Annotated in this window: 16 protein-coding genes; 10 read left to right on the forward strand and 6 right to left on the reverse strand. The window is 65.2% G+C overall.

The window, feature by feature from the left end; translation table 11 throughout:
• Positions 1-382: 382 nt before the first annotated feature.
• Both leuA and ACEN9O_RS29345 read left to right on the forward strand, forming a co-directional pair.
• Positions 383-2,083: a 2-isopropylmalate synthase gene (leuA, locus tag ACEN9O_RS29340; RefSeq protein ID WP_495615304.1), complete on the forward strand. Its 1,701-nt coding sequence runs from the start codon at positions 383-385 to the stop codon at positions 2,081-2,083.
• Between the two features lie 227 nt (positions 2,084-2,310).
• Positions 2,311-3,858, forward strand: a complete 1,548-nt coding sequence (locus ACEN9O_RS29345) for a methyl-accepting chemotaxis protein (protein WP_495615305.1) — start codon at positions 2,311-2,313, stop codon at positions 3,856-3,858.
• Here ACEN9O_RS29345 and ACEN9O_RS29350 read toward each other — a convergent pair.
• From ACEN9O_RS29350 to ACEN9O_RS29360, 3 genes are read right to left on the reverse strand one after another with little or no spacing between them, the layout of a single operon-like run.
• Positions 3,833-4,360, reverse strand: a complete 528-nt coding sequence (locus tag ACEN9O_RS29350; RefSeq protein WP_495615306.1) for a GNAT family N-acetyltransferase — start codon at positions 4,358-4,360, stop codon at positions 3,833-3,835. The two genes, ACEN9O_RS29345 and ACEN9O_RS29350, sit on opposite strands and share 26 nt — an antisense overlap.
• Before the next feature lie 30 nt (positions 4,361-4,390).
• The gene (locus ACEN9O_RS29355) at positions 4,391-5,062 is read right to left on the reverse strand and encodes a response regulator (protein ID WP_495615307.1); all 672 of its coding nucleotides are present in this window, start codon (positions 5,060-5,062) and stop codon (positions 4,391-4,393) included.
• Positions 5,063-5,073: 11 nt separating this feature from the next.
• A complete protein-coding gene (locus tag ACEN9O_RS29360) occupies positions 5,074-6,639 on the reverse strand; it encodes an ATP-binding protein (RefSeq protein ID WP_495615308.1) in 1,566 nt (521 codons plus the stop codon).
• 153 nt (positions 6,640-6,792) lie between these two features.
• Between ACEN9O_RS29360 and ACEN9O_RS29365 the strand changes: the two genes are divergently transcribed.
• Entirely contained in the window at positions 6,793-8,370 is a 1,578-nt protein-coding gene (locus ACEN9O_RS29365; protein ID WP_495615309.1) for a cytochrome C, read from the forward strand.
• A gap of 14 nt (positions 8,371-8,384) precedes the next feature.
• Here the strand turns inward: ACEN9O_RS29365 and egtB are convergent, their stop codons facing one another.
• Positions 8,385-9,638 (reverse strand): ergothioneine biosynthesis protein EgtB, encoded by a 1,254-nt coding sequence (gene egtB, locus ACEN9O_RS29370; RefSeq protein WP_495615310.1) that lies wholly within the window; start codon positions 9,636-9,638, stop codon positions 8,385-8,387.
• A 15-nt stretch (positions 9,639-9,653) separates the two neighbouring features.
• Complete coding sequence (gene egtD, locus ACEN9O_RS29375) at positions 9,654-10,664, reverse strand: L-histidine N(alpha)-methyltransferase (protein ID WP_495615311.1); 1,011 nt, start codon at positions 10,662-10,664, stop codon at positions 9,654-9,656.
• 155 nt (positions 10,665-10,819) lie between these two features.
• Between egtD and ACEN9O_RS29380 the strand changes: the two genes are divergently transcribed.
• From ACEN9O_RS29380 to ACEN9O_RS29410, 7 genes are all read left to right on the forward strand, one after another.
• Entirely contained in the window at positions 10,820-11,695 is an 876-nt protein-coding gene (locus ACEN9O_RS29380) for a putative selenate ABC transporter substrate-binding protein (protein WP_495615312.1), read from the forward strand.
• 3 nt (positions 11,696-11,698) lie between these two features.
• Complete coding sequence (locus tag ACEN9O_RS29385; RefSeq protein WP_495615313.1) at positions 11,699-12,517, forward strand: phosphonate ABC transporter ATP-binding protein; 819 nt, start codon at positions 11,699-11,701, stop codon at positions 12,515-12,517.
• A complete protein-coding gene (locus ACEN9O_RS29390; RefSeq protein ID WP_495615314.1) occupies positions 12,517-13,344 on the forward strand; it encodes a PhnE/PtxC family ABC transporter permease in 828 nt (275 codons plus the stop codon). Before ACEN9O_RS29385 ends, ACEN9O_RS29390 begins: the two co-directional genes overlap by 1 nt.
• Entirely contained in the window at positions 13,341-14,135 is a 795-nt protein-coding gene (phnE, locus tag ACEN9O_RS29395) for a phosphonate ABC transporter, permease protein PhnE (RefSeq protein WP_495615315.1), read from the forward strand. Before ACEN9O_RS29390 ends, phnE begins: the two co-directional genes overlap by 4 nt.
• A gap of 16 nt (positions 14,136-14,151) precedes the next feature.
• Positions 14,152-14,847 (forward strand): ABC transporter ATP-binding protein, encoded by a 696-nt coding sequence (locus ACEN9O_RS29400; RefSeq protein ID WP_495615316.1) that lies wholly within the window; start codon positions 14,152-14,154, stop codon positions 14,845-14,847.
• Between the two features lie 180 nt (positions 14,848-15,027).
• Positions 15,028-15,315 (forward strand): hypothetical protein, encoded by a 288-nt coding sequence (locus ACEN9O_RS29405; protein WP_008447145.1) that lies wholly within the window; start codon positions 15,028-15,030, stop codon positions 15,313-15,315.
• Between the two features lie 233 nt (positions 15,316-15,548).
• Positions 15,549-17,165, forward strand: a complete 1,617-nt coding sequence (locus ACEN9O_RS29410) for a methyl-accepting chemotaxis protein (RefSeq protein ID WP_495615317.1) — start codon at positions 15,549-15,551, stop codon at positions 17,163-17,165.
• 10 nt (positions 17,166-17,175) lie between these two features.
• Here the strand turns inward: ACEN9O_RS29410 and ACEN9O_RS29415 are convergent, their stop codons facing one another.
• Positions 17,176-17,775, reverse strand: a complete 600-nt coding sequence (locus tag ACEN9O_RS29415) for a YdeI/OmpD-associated family protein (protein WP_495615318.1) — start codon at positions 17,773-17,775, stop codon at positions 17,176-17,178.

A 17,775-nucleotide genomic window follows, 5' to 3' on the forward strand; every position in this document is an offset into this window, starting at 1 on the left:
ACGCAATCATTGTAACAAGGTCAAATTTCCTTGACAGCGACGCCGTCGATCTCGTACATTAAAGGCCATGACCTCGCATCTGCACCTATCCGCTTTCCTGCTATCGCCTACCAGCGCCCTATCGCTGGCAGCGCGCCTACTAGCACGCGCCTAATCCGCGTTCCAGCTGTACCCCGTGCCGGCCACAAGCCGCACCTGTCTACAAATCCCAGGAAAGTTTGCACCGATGTTCCCAGCCTTGTCGCTACTGCTAAAACTACCGATCGGTTGCCGAGCCTAGTATCCCGTGGCCGCGCGGCAGCCCTTCGCCACAACAGAGCGCCAGACCGATTCGTCGAACCGTGGCATCCGCATTTCCCCATTTGAGACCCAGGAGTACCCCATGATGTTGCAGAACCCAGCAGCGAAGTACCGCGCCTTCCCACCTGTCCAATTGTCCGACCGCCAGTGGCCGAACAACGTCATCTCCAAACCGCCGATCTGGATGAGCACCGATCTGCGCGACGGCAACCAGGCCCTGATCGAACCGATGAGCGCCGAGAAAAAACTGCGCTTCTTCGAACTGCTGGTGAAGATCGGCCTCAAGGAAATCGAAGTGGGCTTCCCTTCCGCCTCGCAGACCGACTTCGACTTCGTGCGCAAGCTGGTCGAGGAAAACCGCATTCCCGACGACGTCACCATCATCGTGCTGACCCAGTCGCGCGATGAACTGATCCGCCGCACCGTGGAATCGGCGGCCGGCGCCAAGCGCGCCATCGTCCACCTGTATAACTCGGTGGCACCGGTGTTCCGCAAAGTGGTGTTCGGCATGTCGCGCGAAGAGATCACCAATATCGCCACCACCGGCACCAAGCTGGTGAAGGAATTGATCAAGCAGCACCCGCAGACCGAATGGGGCTTCGAGTACACGCCTGAATCGTTCTCCACCACCGAACTCGATTTCTCCAAGCATATCTGCGACGCCGTCACCGCGATCTGGGAACCGACTCCGAACAACAAGATGATCATCAACCTGCCGTCGACGGTGGAGTGCAGCACCCCCAACGTCTACGCCGACCAGATCGAATGGATGTCGCGCAAGCTGGCGCGCCGCGATTCGCTGATCATCAGCGTCCACCCGCACAACGACCGCGGCACCGCCGTCGCTTCCGCCGAGATGGCCGTGATGGCCGGCGCCGACCGCGTCGAGGGCTGCCTGTTCGGCAACGGCGAACGCACCGGCAACGTCGACCTGGTCACGCTGGCCTTGAACCTGTACACGCAAGGCGTGCATCCGGGCCTGGACTTCTCCGACATCGACGAAGTGCGCAAGTGCGTCGAGGAGTGCAACCAGCTGCCGGTTCACCCGCGCCATCCATACGTGGGCGACCTGGTGTTCACCGCCTTCTCCGGCTCGCACCAGGACGCGATCAAGAAGGGCTTCGCCAAACAGCAGGAAGGCACGCTGTGGGAGATCCCTTACCTGCCGATCGACCCGCAGGACCTGGGCCGCAGCTACGACGCCGTCATCCGCGTCAACAGCCAGTCCGGCAAGGGCGGCATGGCTTACTTGCTCGAGCAGGACTACGGCCTGGTGCTGCCGCGCCGCCTGCAGATTGAGTTCAGCCGCGCGGTGCAGGCCGTGGCCGATTCCACCGGCCTGGAGATCACCGCCGAAGGCATCTACGACATCTTCAACAAGGAATACTTCGAGCAGAACTCGCCGTATGCCTACAACGCGCACAAGATGGTGGAAGACACCAGCAGCGACGAGCCGGTGCAGATCGACATCGCCCTCACCCACCGCAAGGCGCCACTGGCGCTGCAAGGCGGCGGCAACGGCCCTATCGACGCCTTCGTCAACGCGCTTGGCCTGGACATCAAACTGATGGACTACCATGAGCATTCGATCGGCTCCGGCGCCAACGCCAAGGCGGCCTGCTATGTCGAACTGCGCCTGTCCAACGGTCCGACGCTGTTTGGCGCCGCCATCGACAGCAACATCGTCACGGCCTCGTTCAAGGCGGTGCTGAGCGCCGTCAACCGCCAGCTCTCGCAGCAGCAAGCCGCGGCAGCACCAGCGGGCGCCGACGCCACCGCATAAAGCCAGCACCGGCCATCGCCTGAGCCGGATTCTGAAGGGCGCCCCACGAGGGCGCCCTTTCGCTATCTGGGGTACCGCCAGACGTCCCAGCATGCAGAGGCCTTAGGCAACAGTGTCACAATAATATTGGCCGTCCATCCCGCGCAACAGCCGCCGCTAGCAATTCCGCCGCGTCGCACCATTGTCGCTATACTGACTCCTCGCCCGGTGTTCTCATGGAGTCATGCATGAATATCTCGAACCTGAAAATCGGTATGCGGCTTGCGGTCGCATTTGGTGCGGTGCTGGTATTGATGGCGGTGCTGATCGGCGTCGGCCTGCAAAGGCTGAACAGCATCAGCGAACTCAATGCGGTCATCATCGACAAGGACTGGGTCAAGGCGGATGCGGCGGCCACGATCGGCAGCACCACCCGCGCCAACGCGGCGCTGACGCTGGAGCTGTTCACCACCACCGACCCGGCGCGAACGGCGGAAATCTACCGCGAGATCGACGCCAACAAAAAGATCATCACCGCCTCGCTCGAAACGCTCGACTCCCTGGTCTACACCGACGAAGGCAAAGCCCTGCTGCAGACCCTCCGCGAACAGCGCAAAGCCTACGTGGCCTCGTTCACGCAGGTCGGCAAGATGCTGGCCGGCGGCCAGCGGGACGAAGCACAAGCAGCGCTGCGCGCCGACATGCTGCCCAAGCTGGCCAAGCTGCAGGCCAGCATACGCCAGCTGTCGGACATGCAAAAATCCGTCGTCGTCTCCAACGGTGAACTGGTCAGGCACGATATCGCGACGGCCAGCCAGATGATGGGATGGCTCGGCGTGGTGGCGCTGGCACTTGGCCTGGCCTTCGCCTGGCGCGTGACACGCTCGATCACCGATCCGATCGGCCACGCCCTGAAGATGGCGCGCGCCGTGGCCTCCGGCGACCTGACCTGCCGCATCAGCAATGAGCGGCGCGACGAAATGGGCCAGCTGCTGGGGGAACTGGGCAAGATGAACGACAACCTCGCCAGCATCGTCGGCCGCGTGCGCAGCGGCACCGGCGCCATCACCACGGCTTCGGCGGAAATCGCCAGCGGGAATATGAACCTGTCCTCGCGCACCGAGCAGCAAGCCAGCTCGCTGGAGGAAACCGCCGCCTCGATGGAAGAACTGACCAGCACCGTCAAGCAGAACGCCGCCAACGCGCAACAGGCCAACGAGCTGGCGCAGTCGGCGACGCAGGTGGCGCAGCGCGGTGGCGACGTGGTGGCGCAGGTGGTCGGCACCATGAACTCGATCAACGACTCGTCGCGCAGGATCGTCGACATCATCGGCGTCATCGACGGTATCGCCTTCCAGACCAACATCCTCGCGCTGAACGCGGCGGTGGAGGCGGCGCGGGCGGGCGAACAAGGGCGGGGCTTTGCGGTGGTGGCGTCGGAAGTACGCAATCTGGCGCAACGCTCGGCCGGCGCGGCCAAGGAAATCAAGACCTTGATCGACGATTCGGTGGACAAGGTGGCGGTGGGCGCGCGCCTGGTCGACCTGGCCGGCAGCACCATGAACGAGGTGCAGGACAGCGTACGCAAGGTGACCGACATCGTCGCCGAAATCACGCTGGCCAACCGTGAGCAGACCGGCGGCATCGAACAAATCAATATCGCCATCAGCCAGATGGACCACGTGACGCAGCAAAATGCGGCACTGGTCGAACAGGCGGCAGCCGCCGCAGCGGCGATGCAGGACCAGGCCGGGCAGCTGAATCAGGTGGTCAGTCAGTTCCGGTTGGCGGCCTGACGGCGAGCACGCGCGACATCATGATTTCATCGTAAAACCGGCCATCGACGATCATCGATTCCGGCTCGCGGCCGAATTCGACGAAGCCCAGCGATTCGTACAGGCCGACTGCCTCCGCATTGCCGGCGGTGACCGAGATCGTCATGCGCAGCACGCCGTCCAGGGTGGCGGCGCATGCCATCACCTGCTCCATCAAGCGCCGCCCTATGCCCCGGCCACGGTGCGTTTCGGCCACATACATGGCATATACAAACGCCTTGTGACGAACCTTGAGCGCCGTCTCGCGCGCCAGGCCGACGATGCCGACCAGATGATCGCCATCGAAAGCGCCGAACACGATGCGACCCGAATCCGCCGCCAGCCGCGCCTCCGTCGTGGAGAGTGGCATTTCGCATTCCTCCTCGTAGCTGGAACCGAATGCGGATGGCGATGCGCGCAAGCCCGCCAGCCGCAGGGACTGAAACGCGGCAGCGTCGGACGAAAGCAAACGGCGAATTAACATGGCGCTCCCTGGCTGCAAATGAATCGCCAATTATAGCGGCAGCTCGAAGCGATATCCCACGCCATAAACCGATTGCAGGCATTCGGCGTCCGGCAGCTTGCGGCGGATGTTCTTGATGTGCGAATCGACGGTGCGATCGCTGATGTCGCGCTGGTCCTGGTGCGCAAAGTCCAGCAGTTGCTGGCGCGTGTAGACCCGGCTTGGATTATCGATCAACTCTGCCAGCAGGCGGAACTCCAGCGGCGTGAGCGCCAGCGCGGCGCCCTTGTGCAGCACGCGCATGCCGGCCCGGTCGATCTGGAACGGCGAGCCGGAGACCGCCGGCGTTGCCTGCGTCGCCGCGCCGCTGTGGCGCAGGTGCACGCGCACGCGCGCCACCACCTCGCGCGGGCTGAACGGCTTGCAGACATAGTCGTCGGCACCGCTGTCGAGGCCCAGCAGGCGGTCTATCTCGTCCACCCGCGCGGTCAGCATGATGATGGGCAGCTGCGAGAAGGCACGCACCTCGCGACACACGCCGATGCCATCCAGCTCCGGCAGCATCAGATCCAGCAGCACCAGGTCCACGCCGCCGTTGCGGATGGCGTCGACCGCGCTGCGGCCGTCGGCCACGAGCCGGGTTTGCCAGCCGGCGGCGTTCATATAATCCGCCAGCAGCGCGGCGATCTTGGCGTCGTCTTCAACGATCAGGATAGTGGACACGTCATTGCTTCCTATGTTTTCATCGGCAGGCGCACCAGCATCTTGACGCCTCCCAGTACCGATGGCGCGGCAGCTATGCTGCCGCCGTGCGCTTCCACCAGCGCTTTGCAGATTGCCAGTCCCAGTCCGCTGCCGCCGCGCTCACGCGTACGGGCGCCATCCACGCGGTACAGCCGTTCGAAGATGCTGCCAAGGACGGCGGACGGCACGCCGGGCGCGCTGTCCTCGATCACGATTTCGGCGAACCCGCCTGCGCAGTTCAGCGCAACCACGATCTGACCGCCGCTGTCGGTGTAGCGCAGGCTGTTTTCCAGCAGGTTGGTGACCACCTGCTGCAGGCGGCCGGCATCGCCCTGCAGCACCACCGGCGCGGACGGCAGGCTCCAGCTCAGGTCCAATCCGCAGGTCTGCGCGCGCGGCTGGTAGCGCTCAAGCATGGACCGCAGCAGCTCGCCGAGGTGCAGTTCATGCCAATGATAGTGCAGGTCGCCGGCATCGGCCATCGTCAGCTGGTGCAGATCATCGACCAGTTTATTCAGGCGCAGCACCTCGGCATGCAGCGATTGCAGCGCGTTGACGTCGGCCTTGCGGATGCCGTCCAGCAGCGCCTCGATCTCGCCGCGTATCACCGTCAGCGGCGTGCGCAATTCGTGCGACACATCGGCCAGCATCTTGCGGCGCTGGCGTTCGCTCTCCTCCAGCGCCTCGGCCATGGCGTTGACGTGCAGCGCCAGCTCCGCCACCTCGTCGCGCGACAGCAAGGGCGCGCGGGCGCTCAACTCGCCCAGCGCCAGCCGCGCCGTGACGTCGCGCAGCGCGGCCACCGGCCGCAGCAAATGGCGGGCAAGCCAGATCGCCGCCAGCACCGCAAGGCCGATCAGCACCACGGACAGCAGCAGGATAGATTGCAGCTGCTCGCGCAGGAAGACGGTGGCGCTGGAGTCCTCGCCGCCGGTCTGCCGCAAGGGCATCAGCCGCATGTGGCCGACCACCACGCCATTGACCTTGATGGCGCGCTCCACGCCCTGCGGCAGATCGGGAGGGCCGATCAACCTGCGGCCCTCGGCGTCGGTGATCGAGATGCGCGAAGCAAAGTCCAATGGATCGTTGCGGCGCGGCGGCGCTTCGCCGGGCGGCGGTTCCGCGCGCTGCGGCGGACCTGCGCGCTGCGGCGGACCTGCGCGACGTGGCATATCTTCGCGCTGCGGCGGTTCGCCCGGCGGCGGCCCGTAGCCTCGCGGTGGCGGCCGTTCGTCCAGCGGCGGCGGGCGGCGTTCGCGGCGCGGCCGGTGGGCATCGCCATCCGGCTCGAACACCTGGCTGCGCGGCGTCATCCGCGCCAGCACATCGCCGAGCGCGCGCGGCTGGCCACGCAGCCATTCGAAATTGCCCTCGGTCCGATAGCGGTCCTCCAGCAGTTCGCGCAGCTGGTCGAAATCCTGAACCTGAAGCTCGTTGAGATAAGCGACGAAGCCGCGCTTGAGGTTACTGCTGGCCACCCACGCCATCGTGCCCACGCACAGGATGACGATAGCGGTCACCGCCAGCGCGATCTTGCGGGCGATGGTCAACCGCATGGCTGGCTCCTTGGCTTCATGCCTCCATCATAACCGCCAAATGTGGAGAAATTATGAGGGGCTGACAAAAACGCTACATCGCCGCCGGCCTTCATTTTTGCTACACAATTGCTCGTCAATCTCGCACCGTCATCACACCAGACGGAGAACACCATGTATCAACGCGCGCTTTACCTGACACCGGCGATCGCCGCCGCCCTGCTGGCCGCATGCGGCGGCAGCGATCCGACGGCGGATACCACGACCAGCGCCACCCAGCGGGTGCTGCAAGGCGGCGCACCAGCCGCCACCACGCTGGCGGCGGTCACCGTGCAGGCGGCAGCCGCGCCGGCGCCCCCTCCGCCTGTCGTGCTGGCGCCGGTGCCGAACGATGAAGGCACCTCCCTCACCTTCAGCACCGTGGGCGCGGTGGACACCGCCAATCCCTTCTTCAAACCGTTCGGCAATGGCCGCTCCTGCGCCACCTGCCACCAGCCGGACAACGGCTGGAGCATAGGCCCGGACAAGCTGGCCGCCCGCTTCGCCAACAGCGGCGGCACCGATCCCGTATTCCGACCGGTGGACGGCGCCGTCTCGCCGCTGGCGGCCACCGCCACGCTGGACCAGAAGCGCGTCGCCTACAGCATGCTGCTGACCAAAGGCCTGATCCGCGTCGGCCTGCCGATGCCGGCCGGCGCCGAATTCTCGCTGATCAAAACCGACGACCCGTACAACTACGCCAGCGCCAAGGAACTGTCGCTGTTCCGTCGCCCGCTGCCCACCACCAATCTCAAATTCAACAGCAGCGTGATGTGGGACAGCCGCGAGACCGCCAGTGTTCCAACGTCCACCCTGTGCCTGAAGGACGTGCGGCCAGCCCAGTGCTTCGCCACCCTCGACGCCAGCCTGCAACACCAGGCCAACAGCGCGGTGCGCGGCCACGCCGAGGCGGCGCAGGACCTGACCGCCGCCGAGCAGCGCACCATCGTCAATTTCGAGAAGACGCTGTTCACCACCCAGGTCAACTCCAAAGACGCCGGCAGCCTGACCGACGCCGGTGCGCTGGGCGGCCCGGCGCGGCTGGCCTCCACCGCTTTCTACTTCGGCATCAACGATCTCGAATCCGGCGACTACCAGACCGGCGCGCCCTTCAACCGCAACGTGATGGCGATCTTCGGCGCATGGCGCAACCTGGATCGTCCGGCAGCGCCGCCACCGCCAGCAGCACCCGGCCGCCCGGCGCCGCCTCCGCCGGCCGCTCCAAGCCCGCAGAACCTGGCGCGCGCCTCGATCGCGCGCGGCGAGCAAATCTTCAACAACAAGCCGTTCAATATCACCGGCGTGGCCGGCTTCAACGACGAACTGCGTCGCCCCCTGCAGCGCGGCTCCTGCGCCAGCTGCCACGACACGCCCAACTCCGGCACGCACTCGGTGGTCCGCATGTTCAACACGGGCGTATCGGATGGTGCACGCCGCACGGCGGACATGCCGCTCTATACGCTGCGTAACAACGTCAGCGGCGAGACGGTCGCCACCACCGATCCGGGTGCGGCCATGTTGACGGGTAAATGGAAGGACATCGGCCGCGTCAAAGTGCCTAGCCTGCGTGGCATCGAATCGCGCTCGCCCTACTTCCACAACGGTTCGGTGCACACGATCGAAGACATCGTGACCTTCTACGACAAGCGCTTTAACATCGGCTTCACCGCGCAGGAGGCGGCCGACCTGGCGGCCTTCATGAAAGCGCTGTAAGGTCGCTGTAAGGCTTACGGCGCCAGGCGCGCCAGCCGGATGCCGGTGAACTGCCAGCGGGCGCCGGCAGGGAAGAAATTACGGTAGCTGGCGCGCGCGTGGCCGTCCGGCGTGGCGCAAGACGAGCCGCGCAGCACGTATTGGTTCAGCATGAACTTGCCGTTGTATTCGCCCAGCGCGCCGGCGGCGCACTGGAAGCCGGGATAGGCCGCGTAGCTGCTGCTGGTCCACTGCCAGCACTGGCCGAACATCTGCTGCAGGCCTTCGGCATCGGTGGCGCCTGCCGGATGCAGCGTGCCGGTTTCCACCTTCGCCTGCGCGGCGGCGTACTCCCATTCCGCCTCGGTCGGCAGCCGGGCGCCGGCCCAATGGGCGTAAGCGTCCGCTTCGAACAGCGACAGGTGGGTCACGGGCCGCGCTGGATCCAGCGCCTGCGCGCCATGCAGCGTGAATTCGCGCCACTGGCCCTGCTCGTCCTGCTGCCAGTAGAACGGACAATTCAGGTTCTGGCTGCGCACCCAGTCCCAGCCCTCGGCCAGCCATAGCGCCGCATTGAAGTAACCGCCGGCGGCGATAAATTCAAGGTACTCGCCATTCGTCACCAGCCGCGACGCCAGCTCGAACGGCGCCACGTACTGCTTGTGGCGCGGCAGTTCGTTGTCGAAGCAGAAGCCGTTGCCGTGATAGCCGATGTCGGTCAGGCCGCCCGCGAATGGCAGCCATGCCATCGCCGGCGCGGCCTTGGCCCTCGCCAGCGGCACGTCCATATACTCCGGCAGCAGCACGCTTTGCGCCAGCAGGTGCTTGACGTCGGTGAGCATCAGCTCCTGATGCTGCTGCTCGTGTTCCAGTCCCAGCGTGACCAGCATGGTCAGCTGCGCGCGCTGTTCTGCATCCAGATCGCTGGCCAGCAGGCGGGCGACACGGGCGTCGACGTCGGCCCGATACGCGCGCACCTGTGCCATCGCCGGCCGCGTCAGCAGGCCGCGCTGCGCGCGCGGATGCTTCTCGCCGATGCCGTTGTAGTAGGAGTTGAACAGCACCCGGAACGCCGGATGGAACGGCGCGAACCCATGCTCCATGCGCTCAAGGATGAAGGTCTCGAAGAACCAGGTGGTATGCGCCAGATGCCATTTGATCGGACTGGCGTCCGGCATCGACTGCGCGCCGCAGTCCTCGTCGGTCAGCGGCTCGGCCAGCGCCAGCGAACGGCGGCGCACCTTGTCATAGCGGGCGTGGAGGTCTTGCTGCGGTGGGCGCATGTCCATAGGCGTGGTCTGCTTTCAGAGAGTGGCAACCCTGGCGTGGATGACCGCGAACCAGTTCGACGGATCTGTCCATACCTGGGCCGTGGCAAAGCCGGCGCGTTCCAGCAGGTTGACGAAGGACTCCTGCGTGTACTTGTAGCTGTCCTCGGTGTGGAGTCGCTCGCCGCGCGCGAAATGGCGTTCGCCGCCGGCCCAGCGCACGGTCAGGGCGGCGCGCGCTTCCAGGTGCATTTCGATGCGGCTTCCGGCCTCGTTGAAGAAGGCGCGGTGCTGCCATTGGCCGACATCGAAGTCGGCGCCGGCCAGGTGGTTCAGATGGCGCAGCATGTTCAGGTTGAAGGCTGCCGTGACGCCCAGCGCATCGTCGTAGGCCGCATCCAGCACGGCGCTGTCCTTGATCAGGTCCACGCCGATCAGCAGGCCGCCGTCCTCGCCGGCGTTAGCGCGCAGGCCGCGCAGGAAGCCGACCGCCTGCTCCGGCGAGAAGTTACCGATCGACGAACCCGGATAGAAGAACAGCCGGCGGCTTTGCCGCACGCTGTCCGGCAGTTCGAAGCCGTGCGAAAAATCCAGCCCCAGCGCCGTCATCTCGATATCGGGGAAGCGCTGCTGCAATCGGTTGACGGCCTCGGTGAGGAAATCGCGCGAGATATCGACCGGCACATACTGCGCCGGCTGCAGCAGCGGGAACAGGCTGGCGGCCTTGGCGCAGTTACCGGCGCCCAGGTCGATCAGCGTGGCGCCGGTGCCGATCGCACGCGCCATGTCCGCGCCATGCGCGGCGAAGATGCCGGCCTCGGTGCGGGTTGGATAGTATTCGGGCAGCTCGCAGATGGCCTCGAACAGCTTGGAACCGAGGCCGTCGTACAGGTATTTGGGCGAGATATGCGCCTTGGTGGCCAGCAGGCCGGCGCTAATCTCGGCGACCACCCCGGCACTGCCGTGCACCCGTTGCGGCTGCGGCGTCGTCGTGTTGCTTGCGTCGGTCGAAACAACACGGATCGCCGAGGAGCGGGACATCTGCATATTGCTTTGCCTTTAAAGGAGGTCATCCCATTCGCGGATAACATTTTTGTTATGATAGCCGAATATCCATTTTGCAGCGTCGGGCCCACAAAACTGTGCGGCTCTTCACTTTCGTCGCAATAGAAGCACTAATCTTATAAAAAAGGCATACGACTATGACATTTTCCGCCATGCGCACGATCAAATCCCTGTTTGCCGCCGGCCTGATGCTGGCAGCCGCCCACTCCCAGGCCCAGTCGGCCGACCACGTGTTCCGCGTGTCCGCCATCCCCGACGAAGCGCCGACCGAATTGCAGCGCAAGTTCAAGCCGCTGGGCGAATACCTGGAAAAGAAAATCGGCATGAAGGTCGAGTTTACGCCAGTGACCGACTACGCCGCTTCGGTCGAAGCGCTGATCAACAAAAAGGTCGACATGGTCTGGTTCGGCGGCTTCACCTTCTTGCAAGCCAAGGAGCGCAGCAAGAACCAGATCACGCCGCTGGTGCAGCGCGCCGAGGACGAGAAATTCCGTTCGGTCTTCATCACCACCAACAAGGACATCAACAAGCTGGAAGACCTCAAGGGCCACACGCTGAGCTTCGGTTCCGAGTCCTCGACCTCTGGCCACCTGATGCCGCGCTCCTACCTGCTGGCCGCCAAGATCAACCCGGACACCGACCTCAAACGCATCGCCTTCTCCGGCGCGCATGACGCCACCGTGGCCGCCGTTGCGGGCGGCAAGGTCGATGCCGGCGCGCTGAACATCTCGGTCTGGGAAAAACTGCTGGCCGAGAAGAAGGTCGATCCGGCCGTGGTCCGCGTGTTCTACACCACGCCAGGCTACTACGACTACAACTGGAGCGTGCGCACCGACATGAACGCCGACCTGAAGAAAAAACTGACCGACGCCTTCCTGGCGCTGGATCCGAAGAACCCGCAGGACAAGGTCATCCTGGACCTGCAGCGCGCCTCCAAGTTCATCCTGACCAAGCCCGAGAACTACAACGCGATCGAAGCCGCTGCACAAAACGCGGGCCTGCTGAAGAAGTAATCGATGTCCACTTACCACTTGCAGAACCTGACGGTGCGCCACCTCGGCGCATCGCGGGCGGCTGCACTGCATGCGATCTCACTGACGATACAACAGGGCGAGCAACTGGCCCTGATCGGCCCCTCCGGCGCCGGCAAGACCACCTTGCTGGCGACGCTGGCCTGCGCCCACCAGCCGGCTGAAGGCAGCTTCCAGGCCTTCGGCGTCGATCCGTGGGCGCTGGGCCACGCCGAGCGCCACAGCCTGCGCGCGCAGCTGTTCCTGGCGCCGCAGACGCCGCCGCTGCCGCCGCGCCAGCGCGTGGTGACGGCGGTGCTGGCCGCGCGCCTGCCGCAATGGAGCTTGTGGCGCGCGCTGGTGTCGCTGGTCAAGCCGGCCGACCCGGAAGCGGCGTGGCAGGCGCTGTCGCGCTTCAACCTGGGCGACAAGCTGTATGCGCGCGTCGACCGCCTGTCCGGCGGCGAGCGCCAGCGCTGCGGCCTGGCGCGGCTGCTGCTGTCGCCGGCCAAGGCGCTGCTGGTGGACGAGCCGCTGTCCGCGCTCGATCCGGTGCTGTCCGAGCTGACGCTGGCCACGCTGCGCGATGAAGCCAGGGCGCGCAATGCCACGCTGATTTGCAGCCTGCACCAGGTCGACCTGGCGCTGAGCCACTTCCCGCGCATCGTCGGCCTGCGCGGCGGCCGCATCGAATTCGACCTGCCGCGCGCGCAGGTCACGCCTGACATGATCGCCGCGCTGTACCAGGGCGAGCAGCCCGCCGCCAGCCCCCGGCCGCTGGACGAGGCCATGGCCGTCAAACTCGGCGTCGGCGCCTGTCTGTAATGGCGACGCTGAACGCCCATCCCGATCCGGTCTGGCGCGGCCGCGTCGCCGCCACCGTTGTCTGCCTGCTGCTCCTGTGGCCGGCGCTGGTGGTCACCGAGTTCAAGCCGTGGATACTGTTCGACTGGCAGAGCCTCACCTCCACCGGCCGCTTCCTGGCCGACTTCCTGGTGCCGGCGCACGGCGCCGAATTCCTCGCCATGCTGCTGGAGCAGACCTGGCTGACCATCGCCATCGCCACCTCCGGCCTGGCACTGGCCCTGCTGGGCGCCGTTCCCGCCGCGCTGGTCATCAGCGAGCAGCTGTCGGTCTCGCGCCTGGGCACGGGCCGCATGCGGCCGCTGGCGCGCATCGTGCGGCAGTCGGTGCGCTGGGCGCTGGTGCTGCTGCGCAGCGTGCCGGAGCTGGTGTGGGCGCTGCTGTTCGTGCGCATCATCGGCCTCGGTCCGACGGCCGGCGTGCTGGCCATCGCCCTCACCTACTGCGGCATGCTGGGCAAGGTCTACGCCGAGATCCTCGAATCGTCCGACGCCCACGCCAGCGACACGCTGCTGGCCAACGGCAGCGGGCGGCTGGCCGCGCTGCTGTACGGCGCGCTGCCGGAGGCGGCGTCGGAACTGATGTCCTACACCGTCTACCGCTGGGAGTGCGCGATCCGCGGCTCGGTGGTGATGGGCTTTGTCGGCGCCGGCGGCCTCGGTCAGCGCATGGACGAATCGATGAAGATGCTGGCCGGCGCCGAGGTGTCGTCGATGCTGCTGGTGTTCGTGCTGCTGGTGGCGCTGGCCGACCAGTTCTCCAAGATCCTGCGGAGGCGCCTCGGATGAACCATCCCATGATGCCCAAGCCGCCGCGCCGCGACTGGACCGTGCTGGCCATGCTGGCGCTGGTGGCGGTGCTGGTGGCCGCCAGCTTTGCCTCGCTGCCGCTGAAGTGGCGCGAGTTCTTCACGCTGGAAGCGGTCAACAGCACGCTGGAGCTGCTGGCCGGCTTCGCGCCGCCCGACCTGTCCGCGCCCTTCCTGATCAAGACCGGCTGGGCCGCCGTCGAAACCATGGCCATGTCCGCGCTCGGCACGCTGCTGGCGGTGCTGGCCGGCCTGGCGTTCTCGCTGTCGGCGTCCGGCCGCTTCGGCCGCACCGCGCGGGCGCTGATGCGCGGCCTGCTCAATGTGCTGCGCTCGATCCCGGAACTGGTGTGGGCTTCCATCCTGCTGATCGCCTGCGGCCTGGGGCCGTTCGGCGGCACGCTGGCGCTGGCCGCGCACACCGCCGGCGTGCTCGGTCGCCTGTTCGCCGACTCGCTGGAAAACGCCGCGCCGCTGCCGGAGCAAAGCCTGCGCACCAACGGCGCCTCCGCCGGCGCGGCCTTCTTCTACGCCACGCTGCCGCAAACGCTGCCGCAGATGCTGTCCTACACGCTGTACCGCTGGGAGAACAACATCCGCGCCGCCGCCATCCTCGGCGTGGTCGGCGCCGGCGGCCTGGGGCAGATGCTCAAGTACCACCTGTCGCTGTTCCAGATGCAGAAGGCCGCCACCGTCATCATCGCCATGCTGCTGCTGGTCGCGCTGGTCGACGGCATCAGCTTCGCGCTGCGCCGCGCCCTCACCCGCTAACCCCGATAAGAACGCCATGCTCGAACTGCGCAACCTGTCCAAGTCCTATGCCAGCGGCCGTCCGGTGCTGTCCAACCTGTCCTGGAATTTCAAGGCCGGCGAATTCGTCTCCATCATGGGCGATTCCGGCGTCGGCAAATCGACGCTGCTCAACCTGATCGCCGGCCTCGATACGCCGGATGCAAGCCCGGACGCCATGCCGGGCGACTCGCCCATCCTCGTCGACGGCGTGGCCATGTCCGGCCTGGACGACGACGCCGCCACCCGGCTGCGGCGCGCGCGCATGGGCTTCATCTTCCAGGCCTTCCACGTGCTGCCGCACCTGACGCTGCTGCAAAACGTCGCGCTGCCGCTGCTGCTGAACGGCCTGCCGACGGAACGCGCGGCGGAAATGCTGGAGGCCGTGGGCCTGGGCGGCCGCGGCGGCGACTTCCCCCATCAACTGTCCGGCGGCGAAATGCAGCGGGTGGCGATCGCCCGCGCGCTGGTGCACCGTCCGGCGCTGGTGCTGGCCGACGAACCGACCGGCAACCTCGATCCCGATACCGCCCACAGCATCCTGACGCTGTTGCGGCGCGAGATCAAAGCCACCGGCGCCTGCGCGATCATGGTCACCCATTCGCAGGCGGCGGCCGAAATGACAGACAAAGTCCTACAACTTTCAAAAACAGGCATACAAGAAACAACAATCGTCAACCCGTTTAAGCAATAAACAAGATAATTTTTTTATCAAACCCTTCCAATCTTTTCTCCGCGTAGTATTATTGAAACCAACTTGCATGGTTATCAAGAATGTTGAGATGCGTACCATATTGAGACCAAAAAAGTGTGGACGCTAGCCTTGCCGGGAAACGTTATTTCTTTTCACGTTTTGAGCAAAGGAGGAGCAATCATGAACGTACGGCAAAAAAAGCTGGAACTGATCGAAGCCATGAATCGCGCTCGGGCACTGGAACCATCCAGTTTCGTTCCGAACAAGCTTCTTGATACTTTGATCGAAAAGATGAACCTGAAAAACGACGCGGAACTTTGCCGAGTTTTAGAGGTGCAGCCGCCCATCATCAGCAAGATCCGGCACCGGAAACTGGCCGTCGGGGCTACCATTTTGCTGCGTATGCATGAGAAGTCAGATATCAGCATACGGGAATTGAAGGATCTGTCGACCGCGTCTATGCATTGAGCAGCCCAGCTGATCTTGCCATGCCAGGCGCCGGCATGCGGTATCCGGCGCCCTCTGATGCATACTGCGTACAGCCCAAACCCCGCTGAACGCCGCATTACCCCTCCTGTAGCGCCCCTTCCACACCCATGCAATTTGATACTGAGCGACAAAAATCAGGCTTATACTGATTTCCATATTCCTATTCCCGTACCGTTTCTTGCGTCGTCACATTATTCCCGAAAGGAAATATCATGAAATGGTTCTACGATCTGAAAATCGCCACCAAACTGGTCGCCTCGTTCATGGTTGTGCTGGCCCTGATGCTGGCCAACGGCGTCATCTCCATCGCCAACATGGGCACCATCAACGGCTCCACGCTGGACCTGTACACCAACTGGCTGCCCGCCGTGCGCACGGTCATGACGGTCAAGACCGACCTGCTGCTGGTGCGCCGCTGGGAACTGTCGTCCTTCCTCTACAACGACGGACCGGCGCGCACCAACATCAACACGCGTATGGCGGCCGCCATCTCCGCGCTCGGCAAGGATGCCGCCGTCTACGCGGAGCAAGTGTCCGAGCCGGAAGAGAAGCGGATACACGCGGAGATGGTCAAGACGATGGCCGCGTACCTGGCCTCGCACGAAAAAATCATGTCCCTGCTGGCCGCAGGCCCGGACAAGACCGAGGATGCCAAGGCGGTATTGTCCGGCGATTCGGCCCGCCAGCTGGGCGAAGTGCTTGATCAGATAGATCAACTGGTCAAGATCAACCTGGACGGCGCCGACCAGTCGGGGCAGACCGCGGCCAAGGTGTTTGCCGCGTCGCGCATGTGGACCATCGCCCTGCTGGCCGCCGCCGTCGCCGGCGGCCTGGTGCTGGCGATATGGGTGGCGCGCGTCATCTCCCGTCCGCTGCGCACCGCGCTGGACGTGGCGCAGCAGGTGGCCAAGGGCGACCTGACGTCGTCGATCGAAGTCGAATCGGCCGACGAGACCGGACAGCTGATGCTCGCGCTGCGCAATATGAACGACAACCTGCTGAAGATCGTCGGCCAGGTGCGGCACAGCACCGACGAAATCGCCACCGCCTGCGGCGAGATCGCCACCGGCAACCTGGACCTGTCAGCACGCACCGAGCAGCAAGCCAGCTCGCTCGAGGAGACGGCCAGCTCGATGGAGGAGCTCACCTCCACCGTCAAGCACAACGCCGACAACGCGCGCCAGGCCAACCAGCTGGCGGCCACCGCCACCAGCGTCGCGGCCAAGGGCGGCGACGTGGTGTCACAGGTGGTCGACACCATGAACTCGATCAACGACTCGTCGCGCAAGATCGTCGACATCATCGCTGTCATCGACGGCATCGCCTTCCAGACCAACATCCTGGCGCTCAATGCGGCGGTGGAAGCGGCGCGCGCCGGCGAACAGGGACGCGGCTTCGCGGTGGTGGCCAGCGAGGTGCGCAACCTGGCGCAGCGCTCGGCCAGCGCCGCCAAGGAGATCAAGACCCTGATCGACAACTCGGTAGGCCAGGTCACCATCGGCAACCGCCTGGTCGGCGAAGCCGGCACCACGATGACGGAAATCGTCGACAGCGTGCGGCGCGTCAGCGACATCATGGGCGAGATCAGCTCCGCCAGCCGCGAACAGACGCAGGGCCTGGAGCAGATCAACCAGGCGGTGTCGCAGATGGACGCGGTCACGCAGCAGAACGCCGCGCTGGTGGAACAGGCGGCAGCGGCGGCCGGCAGCCTGCAACAACAGGCGGCACACTTGACCGAGGCGGTGCAGGTATTCAAGCTCAATGCGGAGCCGGCGGCGCGCCCCGTGCTGGCGCGCGCCGGACGCAAGCCGGCGCTGCTGGCCCGCTAGGAAGAGCGGCTCAGCACTTCTCGTACTTCCAGTTGCGGGCCTTGCCCTCGGCGATCCACTCGACGGCCTGCTCGCGCCGGCGGGTGCGGGTGGCCTCGGTCTTGGCCTCGGCGATCCATTCCGCGTAATCGCGCTTCTTGCTTGGGCTGAAGGCTTCGAAGTGCTGCTGCGCCGCCGGCACCGACCGCAAAGCCTCGGCGAAATCGTCGGGGATGACCAGCGGCCGCGGTTCGGCGGGCTTGGCGCGGGCCGGCACGGCGATGCCGTCATCGTTCAGCTTCATCGCCTTCTTGATGTAGCCGGTCAGGACCTTCTTGGACGGCAGGTCCTTGACCGTTTCGATACGGCCGAACTGCCCCATCGCCTCGCGGTTGGCCTCATCGGCCATCAGCAGCTCGCCCTTCCAGAAGCCCAGCGCGCAGTGGGCCTTGAAGGCCGACATCCCGCACATCATGCCCTTGTACATAAAGTGCGGGAAGCTCCACTTCATCGTCTCTTCGACATCGGGGCAGGCCTCGTGCACGATGGCGCGCAGATGTTTGAGGATGGGCTGCGCAAATTCGGCGGACTTGGCGATGTAGGCGTCGACGCGCGGATCGATGGTGGGCAT

Source organism: Duganella sp. Dugasp78 (assembly GCF_059491455.1).

Coding starts and splice junctions, on each gene's coding strand:
- leuA (WP_495615304.1), top strand. CDS start 383: ATGATGTTGCAGAACCCAGCAGCGAAGTACCGCGCCTTCCCACCTGTC.
- ACEN9O_RS29345 (WP_495615305.1), top strand. CDS start 2,311: ATGAATATCTCGAACCTGAAAATCGGTATGCGGCTTGCGGTCGCATTT.
- ACEN9O_RS29350 (WP_495615306.1), bottom strand. CDS start 4,360: ATGTTAATTCGCCGTTTGCTTTCGTCCGACGCTGCCGCGTTTCAGTCC.
- ACEN9O_RS29360 (WP_495615308.1), bottom strand. CDS start 6,639: ATGCGGTTGACCATCGCCCGCAAGATCGCGCTGGCGGTGACCGCTATC.
- ACEN9O_RS29365 (WP_495615309.1), top strand. CDS start 6,793: ATGTATCAACGCGCGCTTTACCTGACACCGGCGATCGCCGCCGCCCTG.
- egtB (WP_495615310.1), bottom strand. CDS start 9,638: ATGGACATGCGCCCACCGCAGCAAGACCTCCACGCCCGCTATGACAAG.
- egtD (WP_495615311.1), bottom strand. CDS start 10,664: ATGCAGATGTCCCGCTCCTCGGCGATCCGTGTTGTTTCGACCGACGCA.
- ACEN9O_RS29380 (WP_495615312.1), top strand. CDS start 10,820: ATGACATTTTCCGCCATGCGCACGATCAAATCCCTGTTTGCCGCCGGC.
- ACEN9O_RS29385 (WP_495615313.1), top strand. CDS start 11,699: ATGTCCACTTACCACTTGCAGAACCTGACGGTGCGCCACCTCGGCGCA.
- ACEN9O_RS29390 (WP_495615314.1), top strand. CDS start 12,517: ATGGCGACGCTGAACGCCCATCCCGATCCGGTCTGGCGCGGCCGCGTC.
- phnE (WP_495615315.1), top strand. CDS start 13,341: ATGAACCATCCCATGATGCCCAAGCCGCCGCGCCGCGACTGGACCGTG.
- ACEN9O_RS29400 (WP_495615316.1), top strand. CDS start 14,152: ATGCTCGAACTGCGCAACCTGTCCAAGTCCTATGCCAGCGGCCGTCCG.
- ACEN9O_RS29405 (WP_008447145.1), top strand. CDS start 15,028: ATGAACGTACGGCAAAAAAAGCTGGAACTGATCGAAGCCATGAATCGC.
- ACEN9O_RS29410 (WP_495615317.1), top strand. CDS start 15,549: ATGAAATGGTTCTACGATCTGAAAATCGCCACCAAACTGGTCGCCTCG.
- ACEN9O_RS29415 (WP_495615318.1), bottom strand. CDS start 17,775: ATGCCCACCATCGATCCGCGCGTCGACGCCTACATCGCCAAGTCCGCC.